This is a genomic window from Sphingobium fuliginis (assembly GCF_015074805.1).
In the GTDB taxonomy this organism is placed as follows: domain Bacteria; phylum Pseudomonadota; class Alphaproteobacteria; order Sphingomonadales; family Sphingomonadaceae; genus Sphingobium; species Sphingobium fuliginis.
The window spans coordinates 1,372,718-1,397,065 of record NZ_CP060035.1; the positions used below are offsets into that span (position 1 = coordinate 1,372,718).

20 protein-coding genes are annotated in these 24,348 nt (G+C 64.8%); 15 read left to right on the plus strand and 5 right to left on the minus strand.

Annotation, left to right across the window (positions count from 1 at the left end; translation table 11 throughout):
• The first annotated feature begins 2 nt into the window (after window positions 1-2).
• The 11 genes from H5V43_RS06385 to H5V43_RS06435 are packed head-to-tail and all read left to right on the plus strand — an operon-like array spanning window position 3 to window position 11,723.
• Window positions 3-1,355 carry a GNVR domain-containing protein gene (locus H5V43_RS06385; RefSeq protein ID WP_226870245.1) on the plus strand — a complete coding sequence of 451 codons (1,353 nt, stop codon included), beginning with the start codon at window positions 3-5 and terminating at the stop codon, window positions 1,353-1,355.
• Window positions 1,352-2,269 (plus strand): P-loop NTPase family protein, encoded by a 918-nt coding sequence (locus tag H5V43_RS06390; RefSeq protein ID WP_025548797.1) that lies wholly within the window; start codon window positions 1,352-1,354, stop codon window positions 2,267-2,269. Before H5V43_RS06385 ends, H5V43_RS06390 begins: the two co-directional genes overlap by 4 nt.
• Window positions 2,266-3,090, plus strand: a complete 825-nt coding sequence (locus H5V43_RS06395) for a WecB/TagA/CpsF family glycosyltransferase (RefSeq protein ID WP_025548798.1) — start codon at window positions 2,266-2,268, stop codon at window positions 3,088-3,090. The genes H5V43_RS06390 and H5V43_RS06395 overlap by 4 nt, the downstream gene beginning before the upstream one ends.
• Window positions 3,083-4,372: a polysaccharide biosynthesis protein gene (locus H5V43_RS06400; RefSeq protein WP_099185748.1), complete on the plus strand. Its 1,290-nt coding sequence runs from the start codon at window positions 3,083-3,085 to the stop codon at window positions 4,370-4,372. The genes H5V43_RS06395 and H5V43_RS06400 overlap by 8 nt, the downstream gene beginning before the upstream one ends.
• Window positions 4,342-5,739 carry an O-antigen ligase family protein gene (locus tag H5V43_RS06405; protein ID WP_025548799.1) on the plus strand — a complete coding sequence of 466 codons (1,398 nt, stop codon included), beginning with the start codon at window positions 4,342-4,344 and terminating at the stop codon, window positions 5,737-5,739. The genes H5V43_RS06400 and H5V43_RS06405 overlap by 31 nt, the downstream gene beginning before the upstream one ends.
• On the plus strand, window positions 5,732-6,661 hold the full coding sequence (locus H5V43_RS06410) for a glycosyltransferase family 2 protein (protein WP_025548801.1): 930 nt from the start codon (window positions 5,732-5,734) through the stop codon (window positions 6,659-6,661). The genes H5V43_RS06405 and H5V43_RS06410 overlap by 8 nt, the downstream gene beginning before the upstream one ends.
• Window positions 6,658-7,614 carry a glycosyltransferase family 2 protein gene (locus H5V43_RS06415; protein WP_025548802.1) on the plus strand — a complete coding sequence of 319 codons (957 nt, stop codon included), beginning with the start codon at window positions 6,658-6,660 and terminating at the stop codon, window positions 7,612-7,614. The genes H5V43_RS06410 and H5V43_RS06415 overlap by 4 nt, the downstream gene beginning before the upstream one ends.
• A complete protein-coding gene (locus H5V43_RS06420; RefSeq protein WP_025548804.1) occupies window positions 7,614-8,582 on the plus strand; it encodes a glycosyltransferase family 2 protein in 969 nt (322 codons plus the stop codon). Before H5V43_RS06415 ends, H5V43_RS06420 begins: the two co-directional genes overlap by 1 nt.
• Window positions 8,579-9,706, plus strand: a complete 1,128-nt coding sequence (locus tag H5V43_RS06425) for an endo-1,4-beta-xylanase (protein ID WP_025548805.1) — start codon at window positions 8,579-8,581, stop codon at window positions 9,704-9,706. The genes H5V43_RS06420 and H5V43_RS06425 overlap by 4 nt, the downstream gene beginning before the upstream one ends.
• A complete protein-coding gene (locus tag H5V43_RS06430; protein ID WP_025548807.1) occupies window positions 9,703-10,788 on the plus strand; it encodes an acyltransferase family protein in 1,086 nt (361 codons plus the stop codon). The genes H5V43_RS06425 and H5V43_RS06430 overlap by 4 nt, the downstream gene beginning before the upstream one ends.
• Window positions 10,788-11,723, plus strand: a complete 936-nt coding sequence (locus H5V43_RS06435; protein WP_025548808.1) for a glycosyltransferase family 2 protein — start codon at window positions 10,788-10,790, stop codon at window positions 11,721-11,723. The genes H5V43_RS06430 and H5V43_RS06435 overlap by 1 nt, the downstream gene beginning before the upstream one ends.
• Here H5V43_RS06435 and H5V43_RS06440 read toward each other — a convergent pair.
• A complete protein-coding gene (locus tag H5V43_RS06440; protein WP_065845992.1) occupies window positions 11,708-12,853 on the minus strand; it encodes a glycoside hydrolase family 16 protein in 1,146 nt (381 codons plus the stop codon). The genes H5V43_RS06435 and H5V43_RS06440 overlap by 16 nt on opposite strands.
• A 43-nt stretch (window positions 12,854-12,896) precedes the next feature.
• Between H5V43_RS06440 and H5V43_RS23575 the strand changes: the two genes are divergently transcribed.
• Window positions 12,897-13,145, plus strand: coding sequence for a hypothetical protein (locus H5V43_RS23575; protein WP_128830730.1), 249 nt, complete (start codon window positions 12,897-12,899; stop codon window positions 13,143-13,145).
• Window positions 13,146-13,358: 213 nt separating this feature from the next.
• On the opposite strand, the gene H5V43_RS06445 is transcribed toward H5V43_RS23575, so the two are convergent.
• Window positions 13,359-14,702, minus strand: coding sequence for a UDP-glucose dehydrogenase family protein (locus tag H5V43_RS06445; RefSeq protein WP_025548811.1), 1,344 nt, complete (start codon window positions 14,700-14,702; stop codon window positions 13,359-13,361).
• A 318-nt stretch (window positions 14,703-15,020) separates the two neighbouring features.
• A complete protein-coding gene (locus H5V43_RS06450; RefSeq protein ID WP_025548813.1) occupies window positions 15,021-18,074 on the minus strand; it encodes a TonB-dependent receptor domain-containing protein in 3,054 nt (1,017 codons plus the stop codon).
• Window positions 18,075-18,465: 391 nt separating this feature from the next.
• Here H5V43_RS06450 and H5V43_RS06455 point away from each other — a divergent pair, with 391 nt between their 5' ends.
• Both H5V43_RS06455 and H5V43_RS06460 read left to right on the plus strand, forming a co-directional pair.
• Window positions 18,466-19,851 (plus strand): MFS transporter, encoded by a 1,386-nt coding sequence (locus H5V43_RS06455; protein ID WP_037482288.1) that lies wholly within the window; start codon window positions 18,466-18,468, stop codon window positions 19,849-19,851.
• Between the two features lie 10 nt (window positions 19,852-19,861).
• Entirely contained in the window at window positions 19,862-21,337 is a 1,476-nt protein-coding gene (locus tag H5V43_RS06460) for an aldehyde dehydrogenase family protein (protein ID WP_037482292.1), read from the plus strand.
• Window positions 21,338-21,459: 122 nt separating this feature from the next.
• Here the strand turns inward: H5V43_RS06460 and H5V43_RS06465 are convergent, their stop codons facing one another.
• Together H5V43_RS06465 and H5V43_RS06470 are read right to left on the minus strand one after the other, a co-directional pair.
• On the minus strand, window positions 21,460-21,651 hold the full coding sequence (locus H5V43_RS06465; protein WP_025548817.1) for a ferredoxin: 192 nt from the start codon (window positions 21,649-21,651) through the stop codon (window positions 21,460-21,462).
• A 13-nt stretch (window positions 21,652-21,664) separates the two neighbouring features.
• A complete protein-coding gene (locus H5V43_RS06470) occupies window positions 21,665-22,891 on the minus strand; it encodes a cytochrome P450 (protein ID WP_025548819.1) in 1,227 nt (408 codons plus the stop codon).
• 267 nt (window positions 22,892-23,158) lie between these two features.
• On the opposite strand from H5V43_RS06470, the gene H5V43_RS06475 reads away from it, so the two are divergent.
• Window positions 23,159-24,340 carry an acyl-CoA dehydrogenase family protein gene (locus H5V43_RS06475; RefSeq protein WP_025548821.1) on the plus strand — a complete coding sequence of 394 codons (1,182 nt, stop codon included), beginning with the start codon at window positions 23,159-23,161 and terminating at the stop codon, window positions 24,338-24,340.
• Window positions 24,341-24,348: the final 8 nt, after the last annotated feature.

Sequence of the window (24,348 nt, forward strand, 5' to 3'; positions counted from 1 at the left end):
CCATGAACCCGATGGATTTGCTGGCGGCGCTTCAGGCGCGCTGGCGCACGGCGGCGATGATCGGGGGCATATTGTTCCTGCTCGTCGCGATCACCGCTTTTCTGCAACCGCGGCAATATATGGGCACGGCGTCGCTGCTGCTCGACCTTTCGCAGACCGATCCGACCGACACCAATACGGCGCAGGGGCCCAAGCCCGACACGGATTCCATCCTGGGCACGCAGACGGACATCATCCGCAGCGGCAAGGTGATGAACGCCGTGGCAAGGGAAGCGGGCTTCGTCGATGCGATGCCGACGGACATGCCCGCCGATGCGCGGGTGCAGGCGGCAGCCGCCACGGTCGCGAAGAACATGACCATCACCACCGGCCGGCAGAGCAACGTGCTCCAGATCCAGTATCTGGACGCCGATCCGCAGGTCGCCGCAAAGGTCGCCAACCTGATCGCCCGGATCTACATGCGCGAACAGGTGGAACTGCGCGCCTCCCCGGCGCGCGGATCGGCCAAATGGTTCGACGAGCAGACGGAGGAAGTGCGCCGTCGCTATGAGATCGCGCAAAAGAAGCTGTCGGACTTCCAGCGGGCGCACGACATCATCGGCATCAACCGCATGGACCTTGAGGCGGAGAAGCTGAAGAACCTGTCCTATCAGCTTACCCAGGCGCAGGCGGAAGCGGCGGCCGCACGGTCCAAGGCCGGTGCGGGCAGCGTTTCCGACATCGAAGGATCGCTGATCGTCCAGAATTTGCAGGAACAGGTGGCGGCGCAGTCCGCCAGGGTATCCGAACTGCAAAAGACCCTGGGCCCCAATCACCCGACCATGGCGGCGGCCGCCGCCCAGCTGTCCGAACTCCAGTCCAAGCTGGCGGCGGCGCGCGCCAGCCAGGCCGGCGCGGTCAGCGCCAACAGCGTGGCGGCCAGCCGGCGGGAGGGCGACCTCAAGTCCAACATGGCGGGGCAGGAGGATCGCATGATCCGCATGTCGGACGTTCAGGACCAGCTCATGGTCCTCCAGCGCGACGTGGATGCCGCGCGGCAGACCTATGACACGGTGCGGCAGCGCTTCAACGAGGCGGTGCTGAAGAGCCAGATATCCCAACCCAATGCCAGTCCGCTGGATGAGGCCACCGTGCCCCTGCTGCCTGCCAAGCCCAATATCATGCTGTGGCTGATCGGCGGGATCGCGCTTGGCCTGGTCGGCGGCGTAGCTGCCGTCATCCTGATGGAGATCGTCCATCCCCGCGTTCGTTCCGCGGCGGGCGTCGCCCGCGCCACCGAGGTCGATGTCATCACCGAACTGGTGCCGGTCCCTGCGCGCCAGGCCAAGTTCTTCAAGCAACAGGAGGCCGCATGAGACTGCGTTCCACGGCGGGCGCCCCGCATCAACTGGCCTCGGGCGGCATGGCAGGCGGCGGCGCCGCGCTGCGTCCCCGCGCCCGCGACAGCCATAATTTCGCCCGACTGGCGGTGGAGCACGGTTTCCTGGCCGAAGCCGATGTGCACAAGGTCGAGGCGCATGCCCGATCCCAAGGGCTGGCGCTGCATGACGCGGCGGTTGACCTGGGGCTGCTGAACCCGGAGGATGCGGGCATGCTCGCGGCCTTGCAGGGCGGCTTCGCCCTGCTGCCGGAGGGCGACCAGCGGGTCGATCCGCTGGTGGTCGCGGCCTTCGACCCCGCCAATGCCTATGCCGCCAAGGTGCGGACGATCCGCGCCAAGATGCGCGCCGCGGCCAAAGAGGGCGATCCCGCTGCCCTGCGGCTGGCGGTGCTGGCCATAGAGGCAGGCGACGAGGCCGCGATCATGGCGGCGAACCTTGCCGTCGTGCTGGCCCAGATGGACGGGCAGACGATGTTGATCGACGTCGACATGGGCCGGCCTTCGCTCGACCGGCTGTTCCGCATCGCGAACAAGGCAGGACTGGCAGAGCAATTAATGGGCAGCGCCGCGCTGCTGCCCGCGGCCAGGACGGCGGTGGAGGGCCTGTGGCTGATGACCGCCGGTCGCGCATCCGGCAGCGCGGCGAGCCTCGTGACGCGCGGCCCGCTGGCGGAAACGGCCAATGGCTGGGGCCTGCGCGACACGTCGATGCTGTTCTACCTTGCGGAGCGGAAGGGCGACCAGACGCCCTATGGCAGCATATTGGCGGGCTTCGACGCCGTCGTGATCGTCGCGCGGCGCGGCGATACCGCCATTGCCGACATGCGCCGGGTCATCGACGATCTGGACCGGCATGGCGTACCGATCGCCGGGACGGTGATTGCATGAGCGCCGAACAAGCGCTGGCGCGTCCCCAGCCCCTTCCTTCCCCCGGCATCGGTCCGGGCATAGGGAATGAAGCCCCCGTCGCGCATGTCGGCGGCCTGCCCGTATCCACCCTGTCGCTGGATGCGCTGATCGCGAAGATGCTGGTGGAAGCGCCCCTGCGCCGCAGCCTGGAGCAGCAGCCGTCGCTGGTGTTCGACGCCAACGGCCAGGGCCTGTCGATGAACGCCACCGATCCGGACTTCCGCGCCAATCTGGCGCAGGCGGACCTGATCCATGCCGACGGACAGATCATCGTCGCGGCCTCCCGCTGGTTCGGCGGACCGCAGATCGCGGACCGCTCCAGCACGACGGACATGTTCATCGACAGCCTGAAACCGGCGGCGGAGGCCCAGGTCAGCTATTATCTGCTCGGCGGCGAGGAGAAGGTGAACGCCGCCTGCGCGAAGGAGATCCTCGCGCTGGCGCCGGGTCTTCAGCTCGCCGGACGGCGCAACGGCTTCTGGAAGCCGGAGGAAGAGGATGCGGTGATCGACGCGATCAATGCCGCCGCGCCCGACGTCCTCTGGGTCGGCACCGGCAAGCCGCGCGAGCAGGCCTTTTGCGTGCGCAATCGCGACCGGATCAAGGCCGGCTGGATCGTCACCTGTGGCGGCCTGTTCAACTATATCACCGGCGACTATCCGCGCGCGCCGCTCTGGATGCAGAAGTCCGGTTTCGAATGGCTGCACCGCATGGCGACGCGGCCCAAAGAACTGGCCTGGCGCTACATCACCACCAATCCGCACGCCCTCTGGCTGATCTGGAAACATCGCCATGGCTGAAGCCCAGGTGGCTGAAAATCTTCCGACGGGCCGCGTCCGGCGCCTTGGCAGCCTGTTCGGCCGCTTCGGGCTGGCGAGCCTGTCGTCGGCGATCGTCTCGGTCAGCCATCTGCTGGTCCAGCTCTTTTCCATCCACCATCTGGAAACGGCGGCCATCGGCACGCTGGCATTCCTGCTGGTGATCATCCAATTCGGCTATGGCCTGTCCAATGCGCTGGTGTCGACGCCCTATACCATCGCAGTGAACCAGGGAGACGATGCCGATGCCCGGAGCTTCGACTTCTTCTTCCCGGTCAACCTGATGCTGGCGGCCAGCCAGGGACTGATCTGCGCCGCCATCGCCTGGGCAACCGCCTCTCCCGCCGCAGCCCTGCTGTTCGGGATGGCGGGCATGCTGTCGCTGATCCGCTGGTTCGGGCGCTCCAATGCCTATGCGCATCATGCTCCGGCAAGGGCTGCACGATCGGACCTCGCCTATGCAGGGACGATCCTGGCGGGACTTTTGATCGCGATGCGGACCGGCGCGGACATGCCCGCCATCGGCGGCATGCTGGTGGCGGCCAGCCTGGTCGGACTGCTCCCCTTCGGCCTCGCCTATCTGCGGCGGCACTTCGCCATGGCGCCCGCCCGCGCGCTGGGCGCCTATCGCCCGGTGTGGAAGGAGCAGTCGGCCTGGACGCTGGTCGGCGTGCTGTCGACGGAGGCGACCTCCAATTCGCACAGCTATATCGTGACGCTGCTCGCCGGGCCGACCGCCTTTGCGCCGATCGCCGTGGGGATGCTGTTCTTCCGCCCGGTCAATGTCTGCATCACCGCCCTCACACAGTTGGAGCGGCCCCGCATGACCCGGGCCGTGGCGCGCGGCGATCATGACGCGGCGATCAGGTCGGAACGGGTCTTCATGGCCGCGCTGGTCATGCTGTGGCTGGCGACCTGCGCGGTGGCGGCGATTGCCCTCTATGCCTTTCCAGGCCTGATCCTGAAGCCCACGCTGGACCACCGGCTGGTGATGATCGCGGTCGGCCTCTGCGCCCTCCTCTCCCTCGTCCAGTGCGTGCAGACGCCGATGAGCGTGATGACCCAGGCGCGCAAGGCCTTCCGCCCGCTCGCCGCACAGAGCATGCGCAGTTGCGGCGTCGGGCTGGTCGCCGTGACGCTGCTGGTGCTGGGCACCGCGCCCGTCCTTTCCATCGGCGGGGTCGTGCTGTCGCAGCTCGTCATGATGCTCGGCATCTGGCAACTCGACCGCAAATGGCGGCGCGATCAGCGGGGAGCCGCCTGACCATGGCGACAAGCTGGCATCGCGGCGGTGTCGCCGCCATCCCCGCACAGACGGGCGGCGGCCAGAGCATGCGCATGATCTGGATCACCCAGATCTTCTATTTCGTCTTCCTGATGATGGTCTTCATCGGCCAGCAACCCTTCGCCTCCCGCACGCAGGACGAGCTGGTGGCGATGGCGCAGGAAAATGACGGGTCGGACCTGTTCAAGCAGATGCTGTTCATCGGCTTCGCCCTGCTGCTGACCGGCGTGCAGATCATCCGCAAGCATCCGCTGCAATATAGATTCACCTTCTGGCCGCTGGCGATCATGCTGGTCTGGTTCTTCATTTCCTGCACCTGGGGCGTGGACCCGTTCGTGTCCTTCAAGCGGGCGATGCAGCAGCTCATCGTGATCTACATCACCTTCTGCGCGCTCTCCCTGATGGGGCCGCAGCGGCTGTTCGACGCGCTGCGCGCGGCGCTGATCGTCTCGCTGATCATCTGCTGGGTGTCGCTGCCGCTGACACCCGCCGCCGTCCATCCACCGACCGAAAGCGACAAGGCGCTGATCGGCGCATGGCGCGGTTTCTTCTTCCACAAGAATATCGCCGGGGCCGTCATGGCGCTGACCTTCATCGTCTGCGGCAATGCATGGATCGACCGGCGCAAATGGTATTATGCGCTGTTCGCGGTCATGGCGTTCGTCTTCGTGATCGGGACCAAGAGCAAGACTTCGCTCGCGCTGTGCGTCGGCATGCTGGCGATCAGCAACATCTATCGGGCGCTGAGCGACAACACGCAGAAGCGCGCGATATTGCTGCTGATGCTGGGTTTCGGCATGGTGGGTTTCCTGGCGCTCTACATCGCCTATCAACCGACCATCGAGCGGCTGTTCGCCGATCCGACCAGCTTCACCGGACGGGTATCGATCTGGCGGGTGGTGTTCGATTATCTGGCCGATCATCCCTACCTGGGCGCGGGCTTCGGCGGCTTCTGGCAGGTGGGCGTGAACAGCCCCGCGCATGACTATCTGAACCAGCAATTCCAGATGCTGACCGCCCATTCGCATGACGGCTATCTGGAAATCTGGGTGACGACCGGGCCGCTGGGCCTCATCATGCTGCTGGTCAGCTTCCTTGCCTTGCCCGCCTATTGGTTCCTGACCGGCTCGACCAGGGAGAACCAGGCGCTGATGGTGCCCGCTTTCGCCATCTGGGTGTTCGTCATGTACCAGAACCTGCTGGAAACCAGCTTTTTCGACAAGGATCGCCAGGTCTGGGTGATCTTTCTCGCGGCCATCGCGGCCGCCCACGCCACTTTCAAGGCCAAGCCGCGCCCGCAATGGACCCGGCGCCACCATCTCCAGCAGGAGAGCGTCCATGGCTAATATCATCGTCTGCATCGCCACCTGCAACCGGCCACAGGGATTGCGCCGGACCCTGGAATCCCTCGCTGCGCAACAAACGCGGCACCATCTTGAAGTGCTGGTGGCCGACAATGACGCGGCCCGTCAGGAAGGGCTCGCCGTGGTCGAGCAGCTCGCTTCCCAAGGCTATCGCTGGCCGATCGAAGCCCTGCTGGTTGCGGAACGCGGCATTCCGCTGGTGCGCAACGCGCTCGTCGCCGCCGCGCTGGCGCGGCCCGGCGCGACCCATGTCGCCATGCTGGACGATGACGAGGCCGCTTCCCCCGGGTGGATCGACGCCATGGCCGATACGGCGCAGCGCTGGGAGGCGGACGTGGTCGGCGGCGCCGTGCTGCGGGAGATGGACAGCGCCATCGCTCCCTGGGCGGCGCGCCATCCCCTGCTCGCCCCCAAGCAACGCGGGCAGTCCGGCCCGGTCGCGCTGGTGGACAGCACCGCCAATGTGCTGATCGCCGCCACGGCCCTGCGCGCCATGGGGGAGCGCCCCTTTGACGAGCGCATGGCGCTGACCGGCGGGTCGGACAAGCAACTGTTCACCCGCATGCAGCGCGCCGGCTTCCGCTTCGCCTGGTCGGAGGAGGCGGTCGTGACCGAACTCATCCCCGCCAGCCGCGTCACCGCCCGATGGCTGCTGATGCGCGGCTATCGCGTCGGCATGACCGACATGATGGTCGAGCGTTTCCACAAGGGCCGCCTGCGCACGCTGCTGGGCGAAGCGCCGCGCATTGTCGCGGGATTCCTCGTCGGATCAGTGGGCGCTGCCGCCACGTTCGACCGGGGCAAGCGGGTCGAACGGCTCGGCAAGCTTTATCGCGCGGCCGGCAAGATCGCCGGGCTCGCCGGATTCCACTATGAAGAATATCGAAAGGTGCATGGCGCATGAGCGATGCCGCGCTGGGCAAGCAACCCTTTTTCTCCGTCGTCATCCCGCTCTACAACCGTGCGGAAATCGTCGGCGACACCATCCGGTCCGTGCTGGCGCAGGACTGGCAGGATTTCGAGGTCGTCGTGATCGACGACGGTTCGCGGGACAATCCCGGCCCCGTGATCGACGCGATAGGCGATCCCCGCGTCCGCTATATCCGGCAGGATAACGCCGGCGGCGGCGCGGCGCGCAATGCCGGCATCATGGCGGCCGACGGGCGCTATATCGCCTTTCTGGACTCCGACGACCTGTTCCTTCCGCGCAAGCTTTCCATCATGGCGAAGGCGCTGGCGGGAGATGACGGGCGAACGGTACTCTATTCCCGCATGAAAGTGGACCGGGGCGTCGACCGCTACTGGATCAGGCCCGACCGCGGCATTCGCGAGGGCGAGGATGTCGGGGAATATCTGTTCTGCGCCAATCAGTTCATGCAGACCAGCACCATGGTCGTGCCGACCGGCATGGCCCAGCATGTGCTGTTCGACCCGGCTTTGAAGAAGGGACAGGATCTCGACTTCTGCGTCCGGCTCCAGGGCGCGGGGGCCCGGTTCCGGATGATCGACCAGCCGCTGACCATCTGGCTCGACGCGACGGAGGCGGGCCGGACATCCTATGTGAAGGGCTATGAAACCTCGCTCGACTGGCTCGACCGCTGCGGCCACATGCTCACCAACCGGGCGCGGCGGGGCTATCGCGCAACCGTGCTGGCCTATCATATGGCGCCGATCAGGCCGGTGGTGGCGATCAAGGATCTGGCGGTGGGCATGGTGGCGGGCGGCGTCCCTCCCCGCGTGATCGCCCGGCAGGTGCTGCGATCCTATCTGCCCAAGCCGCTCTACCGATCGCTGGTCAACGGCTTCGTCCTGCGCTTCGGCAAGGCCGAGGCCGCCACAAGTGGAGCCGGTTCGTGATGACCGCCTGGCAACCTCCGTCCAGCCTGAAGGCTGCCACCGCCGCGCCGCTGTTTTCCGTGGTGATCCCCACCTATCAGCGGCGCGACGCGGCGGTGGCCGCCGTCATGTCCGCCCTTGAACAGACGGTCGCGATCATCGAGGTGATCGTGGTCGTGGACGGATCGACGGACGGGACGGAAGTTGCCCTGGGCGCGATCAACGATCCGCGTCTCAAGGTCATCGTGCAGGAAAATCGCGGTGCGGCGGCCGCGAGGAACAAGGGCATCGACCATGCCCGCGGGCGCTATATCGCCTTTCTCGACTGCGACGACCGGTTCCTGCCGCACCATCTTGCCGACCTGCTGCCCCTGTTGCAGGAGAGCGAGGATGTCGTCGCCTATGGCCAGGTGCTGGCCGACCGTGGCGAAGGACGCAATTTCCTCAAGCCGCCGCGCGCCATCGCCCATGGGGAAACCATGGACCGCTATCTGATGTGCGATCGCGGCTTCATCCAGACCAGCAGCATGGCCCTCAGCCGGACGCTGGCTGAGAAGGTGCGCTATCGCGAGGATGTGAAATTCGGCGACGATACCGACTTCGCCCTGCGCCTGTCGCTGGCCGGGGCGCGCTTCCTGATGACGGAACGGCCCGGCACCATATGGGCCGACCGCGATGCCGACGACCGGCTTTCGCAGGTGCGCGGCAGCATCGGCAGCCTGACCTGGCTGCGGGACCTGCGCCCCCATATCAGCCCGCGCGCCTTTTCCGCCTATATGGGCTGGCACGCCGCGAAAAGCATCTGGCCGACCAGCAGGCGGCAGGCGATGCGCTACTATCTGGGCGCCGTCTGCCGGGGCGCCTTCGGTCCCCGGCTGGCGGCGACCGTGCTGTTGCAGATCGTGATGCCCGACCCGGTCTATCGCCGCATTTCCGACCGCTGGATCGACCTGTCCCACATGCTCGCCGGCAAGGGGCAGAGGCTGTGAGGCGGCGTGAATTCCTGGCGGGCGCGGCGGCGCTTTCCGCCTGCTCCCCCATCCAGCCGAGCGCCGCGCAGGTCGGCGGCACGGCAGGGCTGGCCGCCCATGCCCGCAAGTCGGGCCGCTATTTCGGCGCGGCGATCAAGTCGCGCCAGTTGCGCGAAGACCCCGATTTCACCGCCGCCGTCGCCCGGGAGTGCGACATGGTCGTCCAGGAATATGAACTGAAGCGCGGCACGACCGAGCCGAAACCCGGCAAATATGATTTCAGCGGCGCCGACCAGATCATCGCCTTCGCACAGCAGCATGGCATGCGCGCGAGGGGGCATGCGCTGGTCTGGTACGCCGCGCAACCGCCTTGGCTGGAACCGGCGTTGAAGGCCGCCGGCCGTGCCGAACGCGAAACGCTGATGACCAGCTATATCGACACCGCCATGCGCCGTTACGCAGGCAAAATCCGCGAATGGGACGTCGTCAACGAAGCCATCGAGCCCAATGACGGCCGCGCCGACGGCATGCGCGCCAAAAGCATGTGGATGGATGCGCTGGGCGAGGATTATATCGACATCGCCTTCCACCATGCGCGGGAAGTCGATCCCCGGCCCATGCGGTTCCTGACCGATTTCGGGATAGAACATGACTCCCCCCGCTGCGAGCGCCGCCGCACTGCTCTGTTGAAGCTGCTCGACCGGTTGATGGCGCGCAACGTGCCGGTGGACGCGGTGGGCATACAAGGGCATCTGAAGCCCTATAGGGAAGGTTTCAACCAGGCCCTGTTCGCGCGCTTTCTGGAACAGCTCAGCGGCTATGGGCTGGCCCTCTCCATCACGGAATTCGACGTCGCGGACCGGGGTGGGCCACCCAATCCGGACAAACGGGACAAGGAGGTCGCCTCCGTCGCCAAGGCCTTTCTGGACGTGGCGCTGGACAATCCGGCGATGCGGTCGGTGCTCTGCTGGGGGCTGTCGGACCGCTATAGCTGGCTGTCCAGTTTCAAGGATTACAAGTGGCCCGACGGCCAGTTGTCGCGCGGCCTGCCGCTGGACGGCGGGATGCGCCGCAAGCCGCTGTGGGACGCCATAGCCGCCGCCTTCGACGCGGCCCCCGCCATGAGGAGCGCAGGCGCATGAGAATTTCCTCGCTGACCGGCCTTCGCGGCGTGGCGGCGGTGTCGGTGCTGCTGTACCACATCCCGCATAATCCGGCGTTCGAGGCGTTTCGCCTGCCGCTTTTTTCCCGCGCCTATCTGGCGGTCGACCTGTTCTTCATCCTGAGCGGCTTCGTCATCTCCTTCGGCTATCACGACCGGGTGGTGAACCATCTGGGACGGGCAAGCTATGTCGACTTCCTCATCAACCGCATGGCGCGCGTATGGCCGCTGCACCTGATCGTGACGCTGGTGTTCATGGCGCGCATCGTCCTGAACATCTCCGGCAGCCAGGCGATCGCGCTCGATGCGCCGAACATCCTCACCAACCTGCTGATGGTGCAGAGCTGGGGTTGGGGAACGGAGCCGATCGCAGGCAACAGCTGGTCCGTCAGCACGGAGGTCGCGGCCTATCTCATCTACCCGCTGATCGCCATCATCGCCTTCTCGCGATGGGCGTGGGTGCAGGGGTTGCTGTGCGTCGGAATATTGGGCCTGGTGGCGCTGTCGGGCCGGGGTTCCAGCGGTCCGCTGGACGTCAATGACAGCGACAGCGTGCTCACGCTGCTGCGCTGCCTCGCCGGTTTCTCGTTGGGCGTTCTCAGCTATCGCTGCGCAGAGAAGGCGTGGTGCCGGCGGCTCATCGACCGGACGGGCGCATTCGCCATGATCTGCGGGCTCATCGCGCTCGCGCTGCTGCTGCCTGGAAAGGCCGATCTGCTGGTGGTCTGCCTGATGCCGGCGCTGGTGCTGAGCTGCTATTATAACGGCGCTGCGGCGCGGGCGGTGATGGCCAATCCGGTCAGCTTCCATCTGGGCCTGATCAGCTATTCCATCTATCTCTGGCATCCGCTGGTGCGCGACGTGTTCGCCCGCGGCATGGGCGTGGCGCACAGGCATGGGATCACCGGCTCCGACGGACTGATCGTCCTCGCCATGCTGGTATCGACCTGGCTGCTCTGCTGGGCGAGCTATGCGCTGGTGGAGGTGCGCGGGCACCGCTTCATCAAATGGCTCCAGCGCGGCGGACGGAGCCGCAAGCCCGTGGTCGAGGCTGCCGCCTGATGCCCGCGGTCTGGATCGCCATTCCCACCTTCCGCCGGCCCGAACAGCTCCGCCACCTGTTGGAGGTCCTGCCCGGCGTGACCGACCGCCATGACGTGATGGTGCTGGTGGCGGACAATGATCCGGTCCGGCAGGAGGGGGCAGCCGTGGTCCGGTCGCTGCTGGCGGAGGGATATGGCCTGCCCGTGACGCTGCTGACGGTGGCGCAGCCAGGGCTCTGCGCAGTTCGCAATGCCATCGCCGCCGCCGCTCTGGACGACCCGGCGATGCGTTTCCTGGCGATGATCGACGATGATGAGTGGCCGCAACCCGGCTGGCTCGACGCGCTGCTGATCTGTCAGGCGCAGGTGGGCGCGGATGTCGTTGCCGGGCCGGTGGACAGTTGCTTCGTGGGGCAGCCGCCGCGATGGGCGCGCGAAACGCTGGTCTTCCGCGCGGAGGAACGCCCATGGGGGGCGACCGGCATGCTCTGGGCCAGCAACAACCTGCTGGTCGGCCGGCGCGCCTTTACAATGATCGGCGTGCCCTTCTTCGATCCGCGCTTCAACCGCAGCGGCGGAGAGGATCTGGATTTCCTGGCCCGGCTGCATGAGGCAGGCGCCCGCTTCGGCTGGTCGCCCGATGCACGGGTCAGCGAATGGGTGCCGGCGGAGCGGGCGCGCCTTTCATGGGTGCTGAAACGCATGTGGCGCATCGGCTGCACCGAAACCATGGCGCGGCGCAAGGCCCTGCCCGGCCGCATCGGCGCCGCGAAGCTGCTGGCCCGGTCGATTGCGATATTGGGACTGCGGACCGCAGGACTGGCGGCCCTGTTTCTGCCCGGCGCGCGTCGGGTGGACATCGCCGGACAGTGGGTCAAGAGCTGGGCGCGCCTCTATGCCCTGGCAGGAGGCGCGCGCAGCTATTACGGGGCGAGCCATTATGGCGCGCTGTAGATTTTGAAGCTCTTGACCACCATGTCGCCCGACCCGTCATCATAAGCGCCATCGGTCTTCACCGCGACGTCCATGATGGGATAGAAGCGGAAGCCCCGGAAGGGATTGACCGACTGATAGGTTTCCACCCCATCCACGAACCAGGTGATGTAATCGCGCTGGATGTCCACGGCGAAACGATGGAAACCCTGGGAATAGCCGCTGAGGCCATAGGCCTGCTGCGTCTGGATCGTGACGCCCCGCTGATCGTAACGGGTGCCGTTGGCCCCGATATGCAGGGTATGGGCGACATGGCGGTCGAAATCCCAATAGCTTTGATAGCCGAACCCTTCATAAATATCGATCTCGGGCGGCCAGCCGCTGGTCGAAACCAGCCAGAAGGCAGGCCATGACCCGCGCCGGCTGGGCATTTTGGCTTCCCATTCATATTGGCCATAGCCGATCTGCGTCGCCAGGAAATTGCGCCCGTCGAGCACCGACGATCCATAATACCATGTCTGGCCGCCATAGCTGATCGGCGTCTTCAGCTTTTGCGTATGCAGGACGAGTCCGTTCGTCCCCCAATAGACCGGCCCTTCGATGCCGGGGAAAATGCTGGAATCGAGATAGAGACCGGTTTCCCCATTGGCGATCTGCGTCCGGCCATGGGCAAGCGAAGTCGCCCACCGGTCCCAACCGCCATCGGGGGACCGCCTATGCGTGTCCTTGAGCAGTTCGAACTGAAGCGTACCGGTCGCCGCGAAGCTGCGCGGCTCGCGAAACATACCCGTCGCCCTGGCGGTTGCGATGGCCGTGCTGCTGGCCATGATCGTCGCGGTCGATTGACCCTGAAGGCCGCCCCACGGCGCCTCCCGCAGCTTGACCTGGAACTGCTGGCCTTCCGTGGCGCCGATGATCGGCACCGCGACGGTCTGCACCAGCGGATCGCCGGGGCGGAAGATCACCACCGTGTCGACCGTCTGGTAATTATAGCCCGACAGTGCGCGATAGGTGCCCGATCCGTTGACCGTGATGATCCGCGCGATCACCGTATTGGGCGTCGGCCGATCCAGCGTCACCGGCACATAGGCCACGCTGCTGCCCGGACGAAAGCTCGCATTGCCCAGCGACAGCGTCGCCTTTGCCGGCAGCTTCGTCCCATTGGCGAAGTCGAAATCGGAAAAATCAGAGACAATGTTCATCGTCGTGGAACCGCTGATCGTCGACGACGTTATCGTTGTGGAGTTCGTGGCGGAAAGAGGCTGCGAACTGGTGCTGGTTGCGGTCGACGTCATATTCGATGTCGACCCCCCAGTCATGATCGTAGCGGCTCCCGCTGCGAAAATACAAAGCATTCCGGCTCCAAAAATGGAGCCAGTCATTTTGACAGGCATGGTTGCGACCCCCGCAGTTATCCCCGATAGGGTCTCCCAAGAAGGTTAACAAAAACTTCGGGTCAACGACGACTCGTCGTATCCTTTCGGAATTTGCGACGAGTTGTTGGTGGACATGCCGGAAACTGGCTGAACCTGGCCATGTTTTCGGAATCGATATGACCCGGGATTTCCACGCCGGAAATGAAAAGCGCTCCCGACACAAGGCCGGGAGCGCGCCTGTTCCAGCCCTTCCCGCGAGGGAAGGGATTTCGGTCGCGGCTTATTCCGCCGCCTGAACCAACTCTTCTATCTCGGGCGTGGCGCCGCGGCCGACGCTGACATAGGCGAAGCCGGCCGCCTCGGCATCGGCCGGACGATAGATGTTGCGCAGGTCGACCAGACCGTCACCGCTCATGATGCCCTTGAGGCGCGGCAGATCGAGCGCCCGCAGCGCATCCCATTCCGTGACGATGACGACCGCCGCAGCCCCCTGCGCCGCGACATAGGGATTATCGCAGAATTCGACATTGGCCATCATCGTACGGGCGGCATCCATCCCCTCCGGATCATAGGCCCGCACCTGCGCGCCTCCGTCCTGCAGGGCCTGGATGATGGCGATCGACGGTGCATCGCGCATGTCGTCGGTATTGGGCTTGAAGGTCAGGCCCAGCACGGCGATCGTCTTGCCGCGCACCGACCCGTTGCAGACCGCGACCACCTTCCGCGCCATGGCCCGCTTGCGGCTTTCGTTGATCGCCACGGTCGTTTCGATCAGGCGGATCGGCGCGCCGGCGTCTTCGGCCGTCTTGACCAGCGCCAGCGTATCCTTCGGGAAGCAGGAGCCGCCATAGCCCGGCCCGGCATGAAGGAATTTCGAACCGATCCGGTTATCGAGACCGATGCCGCGCGCCACCTGCTGGACGTCCGCGCCGACATTCTCGCACAGTTCGGCAATTTCGTTGATATAGGTGATCTTCATCGCCAGGAAGGCGTTGGCGGCATATTTGATGAGTTCGCTTGTCCGGCGGCCGGTGAACTGGATCGGCGCCTGGTTGAGGTAGAGGGGGCGATAGACCTCCTCCATCACCGGGCGGGCGCGCTCATCCTCTATGCCGACGACGATGCGGTCAGGACGCTTGAAATCCTGGATCGCCGCACCCTCGCGGAGGAATTCGGGGTTGGAGGCGACGGCGAACTGCGCATCGGGATTGGTTTCGCGGACAATACGGTCGACCTCGTCCCCCGTACCGACCGGAACGGTGGACTTGGTGACGATGACGGTGAACCCGCTCAGATTGGAAGCGATCTCCTGGGCGGCGGCGTAGACATAGCTGAGGTCCGCATGCCCATCGCCTCGCCGCGCGGGGGTGCCGACGGCGATGAACACCACATCGGCCTGGCTAACCGATCCGGCAAGATCGGTGGTGAATGTCAGGCGACCCGCCTTCACATTGCGCGCAATCAGATCGGCAAGGCCCGGCTCGTAGATCGGAACGCCCCCGCCCTGCAACAACTCGATCTTGCGCGCGTCCTTGTCCACGCAGATGACATCATGGCCGAAATCCGCGAGACACGCGCCGGATACCAGGCCGACATAGCCCGAGCCGGTCATAACGATCCGCATCACTATTCTCCTTCTTCAAACGGCTTTCGACCGACGGCCAACCGATCATGAAAGGACGCAGGAATCCATTCCGGGAAACCCCGGATGCACGGACCCTCATCCCTCATCATGGGTTGGGCGCCAGGCGACCGAGCCCGATGCCCAATTGGCCGGAACCAGCCGGCGATTGACGCAGCGCAGCATACCGTCCTGCGCGGGCTGGATGCAACGCAGCCTGCCGCTCTTCCCACACATATGGGCGCGGATCAGGCGCTTAGCCCATGGAAAAGGGCGGGAGCATCGCTGCTCCCGCCCCTCGCCCTCGCCCTGAGGAACCGGTCAGAATTTGACGCGCACGCCGGCCGTGAAGGCGCGGCCGACAATGTCGTACACCGCGATATTGGTCGGCGGGTTGACGCCCGGCACGGTGCCGGGAATCAGCGGCGGCTTCTTGTCGAACAGGTTGTTGACCGTCGCGAAGAATTCGAAATTGCCGCCATCGCCATGCGGAATGGTGTAGCGCATCGTCAGGTCGGTGTACCAGACCGGCTTCACCTTGGGATTGACGAACTGGATCGGCGTCGCGCCGCCCGGAATATCGAGCCGCATCTTGCCGATATATTGTTCGCCGATGGTGAGGCCGAAGGGGCCATTGGTATAGTCCACCGTCAGGTTGCCGCGCCAGCGCGGAAAACCCTGCGGGTTGCTGGTGACGACGCTGACGCCCGCATAATGGGCGATCGGCGCGCCCGCATATTGCTGGGCATCGAACTTGTCGAGATAGTTGAGGTAGAGCCGCACGCCCAGCCCGCCATTGCCGACCGCCGTGCGATAGGTGAAGTCGAAATCGATGCCCGCCGTCTTCAGGAAGGCGATGTTCGCAGGGGTCAGACGAATCAGCGACGGGAAGCTGGTCGGGCTCGCGCGCTCGATCAGATTGCATTCCGCAACGCCCGATCCGCCGGCATTAAGGCAGTTGGTCAGGATCTGCTGCGCCGACAGGGAGTCGATCAGCTTGTCGACCTTGATGTTGTAATAGTCGATCGAGGCCGAGAAACCGCGCAGGAAGCTGGGCGAGAACACTGCGCCGAAGGTGTAGGTGTCCGCCACTTCCGGCTTCAGATTGGGATTGCCCGACGTCACCGTGTTGGCATTGACGTTCTGGCCGCTGCCATAGCTCCCGTCCGCACTCCTGACGTCATTGACGATGCCGATGCCGCTCTGCGCGCCGGCATAAAGTTCGAACAGATTGGGCGCGCGGATGTCATGCGAATAGGTGCCGCGCAGCAGCAGGTCGTCCACCGGCTTCCAGGTGCCGCCCACCTTCCAGGTCTTGACCGTGCCGGAGGTGGAGTAATCGGTCACACGGATCGCGCCGTTCACGCTCAATTCGCGGAAGAAGGGCGTGTCCTTCAGGATCGGCACCGCAAGTTCGGCATAGGCCTCCTTGACGTTCAGCTTGCCCGCTGCCGATCCGACATTGGTCAGCCAGTAGAAGAGCGTGTTGATCGAGCCGGTAGGATAGGGAACCGTTGCCGATTCCGCCCGAGGGACGCCGCGCAAGCCGGCGAAATAGGCTTCCCGCTCCGCATCCGTGTCCAGCAGCGACGGATCGGCATTGCTGGTGAGGCGCAGGGACTGGCGCCGATATTCCACGCCCACCGCGATGTCGACCGGGCCTGCCGGCAGTTCGAACAGGCTGCCGCTGATATTGGCGGCGATCGCATCCTGCTTGAAGCGCGCCCGATAGCTGGAGGTGCCGGTCGCATAGGCATAGCCCTCCGGCGTCGATTTCGAGGGATCGCCATGCATCACGTCGATCGGCTTGCACCCGGCATATTGGCTGGCATAGGTCGGGTTCAGCAGCACGCGGCAGGTGACCTGCCCGGTCGAGGGATCGCGCACGGCGTCGAGCGCGGCATAGAGCTTCTGGTTGTCGTACAGCCCCACATTGTCCATCGAATGCTTCGAATCGCCGTGGCTGTAGGTCACCTGCCAGTTGAAGTCGTCGAACTTGCCCGCAAGGCCGGTCGTCGCCGTCCAATAATCGGTCTTTTCATAGGCGATCGGCTTGGGCTGGCCTGCATCCTGCTGACCGACGACATAATAATCGTTCGCGCCTGTCAGCGCGCCGTCGAGCGCAGTGGAGAGATAAGGATTGCCCTTGTAGATGCGCGCCGATTGCGTCGCCGGAATCAGCGAATTGCCCTGTGTGAAATAATGATATTTGCTGCGGGCGTAGAGCCCCTGGACGAAGAAATTGATGTCGTCCGTCAGGTCGTAGCTGACCCGGCCGAAACCGTTATAGTTGGTGAGCGGCGAAATCGCATTGGTGTCGTCGGGAATCTTGTAGCCGTCGCCGCCCTGCTGGAAGCCGGTGGTACCGACCACGGTCCCCAGGTTGAACGGGCGGGTGGAGCCGTCATTGTTGATGACCCGTCCGACGAACGGATTGCCGGCCACGCTGGACCCCACGATACGGCCGTTGGCGGCCAGGGCGGAGATGCGGATGTCCGGCGCAACCACATAGGGATTGGCAACCGTGCCCGGCGCCGCCGTGCAGGTGCGCGACTGGCCGTTGGCGGAAAGAGCGCAGGTGGATGTCACGCTGCCGACGAAATTATAGCCCTGCGTCGCGAAGTCGCGGTCCTGCCGCAACATGCCGTCGCTGTTGGAATATTCCGCGCTCAGCAGCACATGGCCGCGGCCGCCGGCGAAATCCGCGCCGAATGCGCCGCCCAGCCGCTGGTTGCCGTTATTGCCGCGCTGGTCCACGCCGGCCTGGGCCACGCCCTTGAAGCCCGTGAACTTCTTGTCGAGGATGAAGTTGACGACACCCGCGACCGCATCCGAACCCCATTGGGCCGAAGCGCCCCCCGTCACCACGTCGACGCGCTGCATCAGCAGTTGCGGCAGGACGTTGGTATCGATGGTGCCGACATATTCGGTGGGCGAAACCCGCATCCCGTCGAACAGGATCAGCGTACGCAACGGACCCTTCGGATTGTTGCTGGGCGTGCCGAGGCCGCGCAGGTTCAGAACATTGCCGTGGATCGGCAGGTTGGAGAAATTATTCGCCGACTTGGACGGGCTCAGCGAATTGTTGAACTGGGGCAGCTTGTTGAGCGCGTCGGCCACGCCCGAGGGCGTGGTCTTGGCCAGTTCCTCCGTCGATGCGACCGTCACCGGAGTCGGCGCGGTATAGCCGTCGCGCACGATGCGCGACCCCGTCACGACGATGTCGGCATTGCTCGCGGGCGCCGCGGCCTGGGGCACGGCATCTTCCTGCGCGGGCGCCGCCGCGGCCATTTCCTGCGCCCAGGCGGGCACTGCCATTGCGATGATGCTGGCGCCGACGGCCAGCGACGATATGAACAGCCTGTCCTTCGTCATCTTTCCTTTTCCTCTCCCTGCACGATCTTTGTCCGGCAACGTCACCGGGCGCGATCATTATTATCCCCGTGTGCACTTTTATAGTTATCCCAGCCAACGCCGATGTCAATAAATTTTGCACTAGTGGGAAAAGTTAATTGCAGATATTCCTCGCCCTCCTTCACCGGAATCCCCCGGCATAATTTCCCCGCGCCGCCCCGGCGGTCCGACGTTTCCGCGCACATGCCACGAACATATATTGACCCACTGTGCAGAAATGTGCGTTATAATGGCTGGAGCGGCAGTGCGCCGGCAGACCTTGCCGGCCGCTACAGGGCCGAGAGATAGGGAGAGTGGCCTTGCCGCACGATCGTCAGTCAGACAGCGCCATTTGCGCCCGGGCAGCGCAACCATGACGCAGATTTCCGCGACGATGGCGTCATCGTCAGGATCAGGCGGCGCGCACGGAGATGTCGAAGCCACCATCGCCTCACCTCTCCCCGAACAGGCCGCCTATCCTTCGCCCCTGATGGGCTGGCTGACCGTGGCGATCCTGTTCCTGCTGTACATATTATCACTGACCGACCGAAACATCATGGCCCTCATGGTCGGGCCGATCAAAAAGGATCTGGGCCTGTCGGACCTCCAGATCAGCCTGTTGCAAGGACCGGCCTTCGCCATTCTCTTCTGCCTGTGCGCGATTCCGCTAGGCATGGCGCTGGACCGCTTCAGTCGCCGAGTCGTCCTTTATCTGTCGGTGACGGTGTGGAGCATCGCGGCGGCGAGTTGCGGCCTTGCCGGCAGCTTCGCGGCGCTCGCCATGGCACGGGCAGGCGTCGGCGCGGGCGAGTCGGGCTTCGGCACCGGCAGCTATTCGGTGGTCGGGGACAGCTTCCCGCCGCACAAGGTTTCGCTCGCCATGTCCGTCTTCATCATGGGCGGGGTGATGGGCGCGGGCATCGTGTTCCTGTTCGGCGGCCCGATCGTCGCCGCCGCGATGAAGGCTGGCCCCGCCGTCTGGCCGGTCTTCGGGTTGCTGCAACCCTGGCAACAGGTGTTCATCATGACCGGCGCGCCCGGCATAGCGCTCGCCTTCCTGGTCTTCGCCTTCCGCGAACCGCCCCGGCGCAGGGCGATCAGCGCGGGCGCGGGCTATGGCGAGGCATGGGCTTTCATGCGCGAATATAAGCCGCTCTATCTGGCGACCTTTGTCGGCTTCGGCCTGGCCTATGCCGCCACCATCGGTTTCCAGCTGTGGACGCCAGTCTATCTTGCGCGGGTTCATGGTTGGGAACCGGGACGGATCGGGCCGGTCATCGGCCTCGCCCAGATCGGGGCGGCGGCGATGATCCCTCTGCATGGCTGGACGGTCGACCGGCTCTATCGCCGGGGGAGGCGCGACGCCCATCTGTTCTGGTGCCTGCTGACGGTGCTGGCCTCGGCGCCCTTCGGCATCGCCGCCTTTCTGGTCAGCAGCCCCTGGACGACCGTCGCCTGCTACTGGTGCTTCATGGCGCTGATCCTCTCCACCTCCAGCATGGGGCCTGCCACGGTGCAGGTGGTGACGCCGCAATATCTGCGCGGGCGCGTGTCGGCGCTCTATGTGCTGGCGTCCGGCCTGATCGCCATGGCGGGCGGGCCCGCCTTCATCGGCCTTGTCACCGACAAGTTGCTGGGCGACGAGATGAAGGTCGGCCTGTCGCTCGTCATCAGCGTGTTCTGCGTGCTGCTGCCCGCCGCGCTTCTTTTCGCCTTCGGTCGCGCCTCGATGCGGCGCGCCCATGAAGCCATTGCTTGAGGATGATCCGATGATCGAGACACGCCGCCCCACCTTCATCGACGGCAAGCCCAAAAAGCTGCTGATCGACGGCAAGCCTGTCGACGCCCTGTCCGGCGAGACGTTCCAGAGTTTCAGCCCATCGACCGGCGAACTGGTGGCCGAACTGGCGCTGGCGGGCGCGGAAGATGTGGACCGCGCCGTCCGCGCCGCCCGCGCCGCCTTTGAAGGGCCATGGAGCCGTTTCAAACCGGCCGAGCGGCAGGCTGTGCTGTTGAAGCTGGCCGATCTGGTGGATGCGGAGTTCGACGATCTCGCCCTGCTCGACTGCATCGAAATGGGCCGCCCGATCACGGCTGCTCGTGGATTGCGGGGCATGCTGCAACGTTCGCTGCGTCATTTTGCGGGCGCTGCAACGGCGATCCATGGGGAGACGTTGTCCAACAGCTTCCCGGTGGACCTGCTGTCCTACACGCTGCGCGAGCCGGTGGGCGTGGTGGGTGCGATCATCCCATGGAACGGCCCGCTGTTCAGCGCGGCGTGGAAGGTCGGGCCTGTACTCGCGACCGGCTGCACCATCGTCCTGAAACCCGCAGAAGATGCATCGCTCAGCCCGCTCCGCTTCGGGCAACTGTGCCTGGAGGCGGGTGTGCCGCCGGGCGTCGTCAATGTCGTGACCGGCGCGGGCGAAACCGGAGGCGCCCTCTCCGCGCATCCCGATGTGGACAAGATCGCCTTCACCGGCTCCTGCGAGACCGGCCAGAGGATCATCGCCGCATCCGCCGGGACTGTGAAGAAGGTGACGATGGAACTGGGCGGCAAGTCGCCCAACATCATCTTCGCCGATGCCGATCTCGACATGGCTACGCCAGCAGCGGCGATGGGGGTATTCAACAATTCGGGTCAGGTCTGCGCGGCCGGCACGCGACTGTTCGTGGAACGTCCTGTCTATGAGGAGATGGTCCAGCGCATCGCCGCCTTCGCGAAGGCCCTGAAGATCGGCCCCAGCCTCGACACCGACACCCAGATCGGTCCGCTGGTGTCGGCCAAGCAATATGCCCGCGTCTCCTCCTATCTCGAACTGGGGCCGACGGAAGGCGCGCGGCTCGTGACGGGCGGCGGACGCGTGACGGGCGGCGCCTTCGACAAGGGCCACTGGGTCGCGCCCACCATCTTTGCCGATGTGAAGGATGAGATGCGGATCGCGCGGGAGGAGATTTTCGGCCCCGTCTCCTGCATAATGCCGTTCGACGATTTCGATGAAGTGATCGCTCGCGCCAATGCGACGCGCTTCGGCCTGGCGGGCGGCGTGTGGACGAAGGACATCGGCAAGGCCATGGCGGCGGTGAAGCGCATCCGGGCGGGGTCGATCTGGGTCAACCATTATTTCGCGATGGACCCGTCCGTCCCCTTTGGCGGCTACAAGATGAGCGGTTTCGGACGGGAGGGCGGCGCCGAACATATCGACGCCTATTTGCAGACCAAGGGCGTGTGGATCAGGACATAAGCTGGAGCCCCTTCCCGCTCCCGCGAAGGCATTGGAGCGAGATGGGGGGCTCGCGGCAGCCCAGTCCTGTCGCCGGAACTGCCCCCTGCCTCAGCAGGAGCGCCCCCTTCCCTGCCTCGTGTTCACTTGCCGATTTCCAGCGCCCTTTCCGGGCAGGATTTCGCACCCTTCCAGGCAAGCTTCTCATCCGCCTCCGCCACGTCGATGTCGCCGGGCTTGATATAGCCCTCATCGTCCAGCTCGAAGATATTCGGCGCCATGGCCCAGCAACGCGCATGGCCCTGGCATTTGTCATTGTGCACGATGATTTTCATGGAAAGTCCCTCCTCAGGACCAGTCGAGGACCAGATTTTCGATGCCGAACACATGCCCGCCGAAAGTGACCGGCGCCGTGCCTTGCTTGATGCGGAAGGGCGGAATGCGCTTCAGCCATTCCTCCAGCCCGACCACGATCTCCCGCCGGGCGAGATGCGATCCCAGGCAGCGGTGCGGGCCATAGGCGAAGGCGGTGTGGCGATTATCCTCCCGCGCCAGGTCGATCCTTTCGGGATGCGGGAATTCCAGCGGGTCGCGATTGGCGATCATCGTCGCGCAGGACACATAGTCGCCCCGGCGGATCGGCGCGCCTTCGAAATCGATGTCCCGGGTCGCCACGCGGATCATCTGCACGGTGGGATAGGCGCGCAGCAGTTCCTCCGCCGCCAGCACGATCCGAGACGGATCGCTGCGCAGCAATTGCTGGTCGTCCATATGCCGCGCCAGATAGTTGAGGTCGAAGCCTATGGCGGCTGCCACCGTATCCAGCCCTGCGATGAACAGCAGCACGCCGGTACCGCGAATTTCCATGTCGGTCAGCGGCCGGTCATCGATCTTCGACTGCACCAGGAAGGACATGAAGTCATCGACCGGCCGCCTGCGCCGTTCGGCGGACAATTCGTCGATGAAGCCGATGATGGTCCGCGCGGCGGCGGGACGCTGCACATTGTCGCCATGCAGCAGTTCGTTCGCCCAGCGGACGAATTCATCCAGCCGGTCGTCGGACAGCCCAAGGAAGCGCAGAAAGATGTTCACCGCGAAGGGAAAGGCGAAATCCTCCATGACGTGGCAACTGGTGCCCGCCGCCGCGATCCTGTCGATCAGGAAGATCGCACGTTCCCGCACGGCGCTTTCCAGCGCCATCACCCGCTTGGGCGAGAGCAGCGGGTTGAGCAGCGAGCGGAACTTGCCATGGTCCGGCGGGTCCAGTTCCAGCGGGATCATCGGCCAGCTTTCCCCCAGTGCGGAGGCGAAGATGCTGCGATGGCTGGAGAAGGTTTCCGGGTCCTGCAACACCTTCCGCTGGTCCTGCGCGCGGGTGATGACCCATGTGCCGCGCCCGTCGCGGGTATTGACCGGCGAATAGAAGATGCGCGGACCCTGATGCACGACGGCGGCGGCCGCCTGCGGATCGCCATTGGGCGTCGGCTGCATGCCGGGCGAGGAAAACAGGCTGAAATCGCCGACCATATCGGGCGGAACATGCGCCGGAATGGGTCGGGCCGCGAAGGTCTCCATATGCGCGCTCTCCTATGTACGAGCCGCCCGCCGCCGAATCGCAAGGCTGCGGCTGATCTTATCAATTTTGCATTTGAGTATAGTTTATGACCTGTGGCAAAGCTGTCAACCATCACGGTCATGATCGATGAAGATGCGACTAATTTTACCCACCTGTGCAATTTATACCTAGCCAGCGGTGCAGAATTGGCATAAGGATTCGGTCATGGAGGCGGGATGCTCCATCGGAAGGCCGCGTGGCTTTTGCGGGAAACAGGGACAGGGTGCATGGCCGAGTGGGATGGAATGGAAGCGCAGTCGTTCCGGCAGGAAGCGCGCGCATGGCTGCGGGCGAATTTCCCGCCTTCGCTGACCAATGCTCCATCCATTCACTTCGTCAGCGACCGGCATGCGGCGGAATCCAATGCCGACTGGCGCCTGTGGCGCGAACGCATGGCGGAAAAGCGGTGGGGCGTGCCCACCTGGGAACCGCGCTATGGAGGCGCCGGCCTTAGCGAGGCGCAGGCCAAGATCATCGGGCAGGAACTGGCTGCGATCGGCGGTTTCAATCCGATCCGCAGCTACGGTACGATGATGCTGGGCCCGACGTTGCTGGAATATGGCAGCGAGGAACAGAAGCTGGAGCATCTGCCCTTCATCGCCACCAATGAACGGCGCTGGTGCCAGGGATTTTCGGAACCGGGCGCTGGGTCCGACCTTGCTTCGCTCCAGACCAAATGCATCGACATGGGCGATCATTGGCTGGTCAACGGGCAGAAGATCTGGACATCGGGCGCCGACCAGGCCGACTGGTGCTTCGCCCTCGTCCGCACCGACACCAGCCGAAAGCAGGGCGGCATCAGCTTCCTGCTGATCGACATGAAATCGGAGGGGATCGAAACCCGCCCTATCGTCCTCATCAGCGGATCGACCCATTTCTGCGAAGTCTTCTTCAACGATGTGAAAGTGCCCAAGGGCCATCTGGTTGGCGAAGTCAATCAGGGCTGGGCCATCGCCAAGCGCCTGCTCCAGTTCGAACGCAACAGCCTGTCGGATGTGAAGGCGGAGATTACGCCGCTGGCGCCGCTGGCTCATGAATATTGCGGCACGGACAGCATGGGACGGATCGACAATCCCGACCTCAGGGTGCGCATGGTCCGCAACGCCATGCGGCACGAAGCCTATCTGGCGACGGTTGCGCGCCTGACGCGGGAGGCGAAAAGCGGCGGCCCCAGCAATGGGGTCTCGGCCCTCAAGAATCTCTGGTCCGGGATCATCCAGGAAAGGGCCGAACTGCTGGTCGAGCTGATGGGCGCGAACGGACTCGGCTGGTCGGGCGAACATTATACCGACGCGGAACGGGAAGCGACGCGCGCTTGGCTGCATAGCAAGGCCTTCTCGATCTACGGCGGCAGTTATGAAGTCCAGAACAACATCACGGCGAAGCGCACGCTGGAACTGCCGGCCTGACAAAAGAG

What these genes read in the sequence shown, in the direction of transcription:
- H5V43_RS06390 (WP_025548797.1), top strand. Translation starts at nt 1,352, where the DNA reads ATGAGACTGCGTTCCACGGCGGGCGCCCCGCATCAACTGGCCTCGGGC.
- H5V43_RS06435 (WP_025548808.1), top strand. Translation starts at nt 10,788, where the DNA reads ATGCCCGCGGTCTGGATCGCCATTCCCACCTTCCGCCGGCCCGAACAG.
- H5V43_RS06475 (WP_025548821.1), top strand. Translation starts at nt 23,159, where the DNA reads ATGGCCGAGTGGGATGGAATGGAAGCGCAGTCGTTCCGGCAGGAAGCG.
- H5V43_RS06445 (WP_025548811.1), bottom strand. Translation starts at nt 14,702, where the DNA reads ATGCGGATCGTTATGACCGGCTCGGGCTATGTCGGCCTGGTATCCGGC.
- H5V43_RS06450 (WP_025548813.1), bottom strand. Translation starts at nt 18,074, where the DNA reads ATGACGAAGGACAGGCTGTTCATATCGTCGCTGGCCGTCGGCGCCAGC.
- H5V43_RS06420 (WP_025548804.1), top strand. Translation starts at nt 7,614, where the DNA reads ATGACCGCCTGGCAACCTCCGTCCAGCCTGAAGGCTGCCACCGCCGCG.
- H5V43_RS06410 (WP_025548801.1), top strand. Translation starts at nt 5,732, where the DNA reads ATGGCTAATATCATCGTCTGCATCGCCACCTGCAACCGGCCACAGGGA.
- H5V43_RS06460 (WP_037482292.1), top strand. Translation starts at nt 19,862, where the DNA reads ATGATCGAGACACGCCGCCCCACCTTCATCGACGGCAAGCCCAAAAAG.
- H5V43_RS06385 (WP_226870245.1), top strand. Translation starts at nt 3, where the DNA reads ATGAACCCGATGGATTTGCTGGCGGCGCTTCAGGCGCGCTGGCGCACG.
- H5V43_RS06400 (WP_099185748.1), top strand. Translation starts at nt 3,083, where the DNA reads ATGGCTGAAGCCCAGGTGGCTGAAAATCTTCCGACGGGCCGCGTCCGG.
- H5V43_RS06415 (WP_025548802.1), top strand. Translation starts at nt 6,658, where the DNA reads ATGAGCGATGCCGCGCTGGGCAAGCAACCCTTTTTCTCCGTCGTCATC.
- H5V43_RS06405 (WP_025548799.1), top strand. Translation starts at nt 4,342, where the DNA reads ATGGCGGCGCGATCAGCGGGGAGCCGCCTGACCATGGCGACAAGCTGG.
- H5V43_RS06465 (WP_025548817.1), bottom strand. Translation starts at nt 21,651, where the DNA reads ATGAAAATCATCGTGCACAATGACAAATGCCAGGGCCATGCGCGTTGC.
- H5V43_RS06430 (WP_025548807.1), top strand. Translation starts at nt 9,703, where the DNA reads ATGAGAATTTCCTCGCTGACCGGCCTTCGCGGCGTGGCGGCGGTGTCG.
- H5V43_RS06455 (WP_037482288.1), top strand. Translation starts at nt 18,466, where the DNA reads ATGACGCAGATTTCCGCGACGATGGCGTCATCGTCAGGATCAGGCGGC.
- H5V43_RS06395 (WP_025548798.1), top strand. Translation starts at nt 2,266, where the DNA reads ATGAGCGCCGAACAAGCGCTGGCGCGTCCCCAGCCCCTTCCTTCCCCC.
- H5V43_RS06470 (WP_025548819.1), bottom strand. Translation starts at nt 22,891, where the DNA reads ATGGAGACCTTCGCGGCCCGACCCATTCCGGCGCATGTTCCGCCCGAT.
- H5V43_RS23575 (WP_128830730.1), top strand. Translation starts at nt 12,897, where the DNA reads ATGTTCATCGTCGTGGAACCGCTGATCGTCGACGACGTTATCGTTGTG.